This window comes from Fontimonas sp. SYSU GA230001 (assembly GCF_040066175.1).
Taxonomy (GTDB): domain Bacteria; phylum Pseudomonadota; class Gammaproteobacteria; order Nevskiales; family Nevskiaceae; genus Solimonas.
Map to the genome: position 1 here is coordinate 1 of NZ_JBEAAM010000048.1, position 2409 is coordinate 2409.

2 protein-coding genes are annotated in these 2409 nt (G+C 67.2%); both read left to right on the top strand.

The window, feature by feature from the left end; all coding sequences use genetic code 11:
* Positions 1-157: 157 nt before the first annotated feature.
* Complete coding sequence (gene istA, locus AAG565_RS15640; RefSeq protein WP_348820576.1) at positions 158-1678, top strand: IS21 family transposase; 1521 nt, start codon at positions 158-160, stop codon at positions 1676-1678.
* Positions 1679-1690: 12 nt separating this feature from the next.
* The coding region (gene istB, locus AAG565_RS15645) for an IS21-like element helper ATPase IstB (protein ID WP_348820577.1) at positions 1691-2409 on the top strand (719 nt) is incomplete at its 3' end.

The following is a 2409-nucleotide window of genomic DNA, read 5'->3' on the forward strand; positions in this document are numbered from 1 at the left end:
TGCGTATTCCGCGCCATGCCGGTCCATGATTCCGCCGCATGTCGGTCCAGCGTTCCGCGGCAAGCCGGTCCACGATTCCGCGGCATGTCGGTCCAGTAGGTGATGCGGGATAACCCCGCTACGCTCCGCCCCTTTTTCCATCTGGAAGGGGGTCGAGGTGGCGCAACCGAGGTTATCCGTGCGCAAGATTCGAGAGGTGCTGCGCCTGCGATTCGAGGCCGGCGTGTCGGAGCGGCAGATCGGTGCGGCGCTGTCGATGGCACGCTCCACGGTGCAGGAGTGCCTGCGCCGCGTCCGCGAAGCCGGGCTGTCCTGGCCGCTGCCTGACGATGCTGACGACGCGGCGCTGGAGGCGCGGCTGTATCCGATTGGGCATGTCGCGCCGACATTTCCGAAACCGGACTTCGAGCACGTCCACGCCGAGCTCAAGCGCAAGGGGGTGACACGCCTGCTGCTCTGGCAGGAGTACCGGCTGGCGCATCCGGACGGCTGCGAGTACAGCGCCTTTTGCGATCACTACCGCGCCTGGCTGTCGACGCAGGATGCGGTGCTGCGGCAGGCCCACGCGCCGGGCGACAAGCTCTTCGTCGATTACGCCGGCCAGACTGCGCCGGTCGTGGACCCGGCCACCGGCCAGGTCCGCGACGCGCAGATCTTCGTCGCCGTGCTCGGGCACTCCGGCTACACCTATGCCGAAGCGACCTGGACCCAATCGGCACCGGACTGGATCGCCTCGCACGTCCGCGCTTTCGACTTCTTCGGCGGCAGCCCGGCGGCGACGGTGCCGGACAATCTCAAGAGCGGCGTCACCAAGCCGGACCGCTATGACCCGGACCTGAATCCTGCGTACCAGGAGTTTTCCAGGCACTACGGCATGGCCATCCTGCCGGCGCGGGTGCGCAAGCCACGCGACAAGGCGGCAGTCGAGAGCGGCGTGCTGCTGGTCGAGCGATGGATTCTGGCGCGACTGCGCAACGCCACCTTCTTCTCGCTGGCAGCGCTCAATGCCGCCATTCGCGCGCTCGTCACCGAGCTCAATGCCAAGCCGTTCCAGAAACGGGAAGGCACGCGTGCCAGTGTCTTTGCCAGCAGCGAGCAGCCGGCGCTGCGCGCCCTGCCGGCGTCAGCGTACGAGTACGCGACCTGGAAGAAGGCCAAGGTCCATCTCGATTATCACGTCGAGGTCGAGCGCCGGTACTACTCGGTGCCGTACGCCCTGATTGGCCGGACCGTCGAGGTCCGGCTCACCGTCTCCACGATCGAGGTCTTCCTGCGTGGCCAGCGCGTGGCGGCGCACTTGCGCTCGCACATCCGCGGCAGCTTCACGACGCTGCCAGACCATCGTCCGCCGCGGCACAAGGCCGTCGTCGAGCTTTCGCATGAGCGCCTGCTGCGCGAGGCGGCGGCCATCGGTCCGGCTACGGCCAGCGTCGTGCGTCAGCAAGTCCACGCGCGCGTCCATCCCGAGCAGACCCTGCGCCGATCGCTCGGCATCCTGCGCCTGGCCAAGGATTTCGATGCTGCACGGCTGGAAGCGGCCTGTGAGCGTGCCCTGATTCTCGGCAGCACCAATTACCGCACGCTGCGCGCGCTGATCAAGGCGCCGGTGCAGAAGGAGCCTCCCGCGTTGTCCCTTCCCGCGCACGGCAATCTGCGCGGGCCCACGTACTACCAATGAGGAATCGACGTCTTGCTACAGCATCCCCTGTTTGACCAGCTCCACGCCCTGCGCCTGCGCGGCATGGCCGCAGCACTCGAGCACCAGCTCACGCGCCCCGACGCGGCAGACCTGTCCTTCGAGGATCGCCTCGCGCTGCTGCTGCAGCACGAGGTCCACGACCGCAAGGCGCAGCGGCTCGGCCAGCGCCTGCGCTGGGCCAAGCTCGCGCAGAGCGCCTGTCTGGAAGATCTCGACACCAGGACCCCGCGCGGCATGCAGAAGATCGTGCTCGGCCAGGTGACGGACCTCGCCTGGATCCGCGAGCGACTCAACGTCCTGCTCTGCGGACCCACCGGCGTCGGCAAATCCTGGATCGCCTGCGCCATCGGCCATTCGGCGTGTCGCGCCGATCACACGGTGCGCTTCTTCCGCATGCCACGCCTGATCGACGAGCTCGCTCGCGCCACCGCCATGAGCAATCGCTCCGGCTTCTTCCGCCAGATCGCCAAGGTCGACCTGCTGATCCTCGACGATTTCGGCCTCGCGCCGCTCACCGAGCAGACGCGCCGCGACCTGCTGGAAATCCTCGACGATCGCTACGACAAGAAGTCCACGCTGATTACCAGCCAGCTTCCGGTCGAGCAGTGGCACGCCTATCTCGCCGATCCCACCCTGGCTGACGCCATCCTCGATCGCCTCGTGCACAACAGCTATCGGCTCAACCTCACCGGCGAGTCGATGCGAAAGAG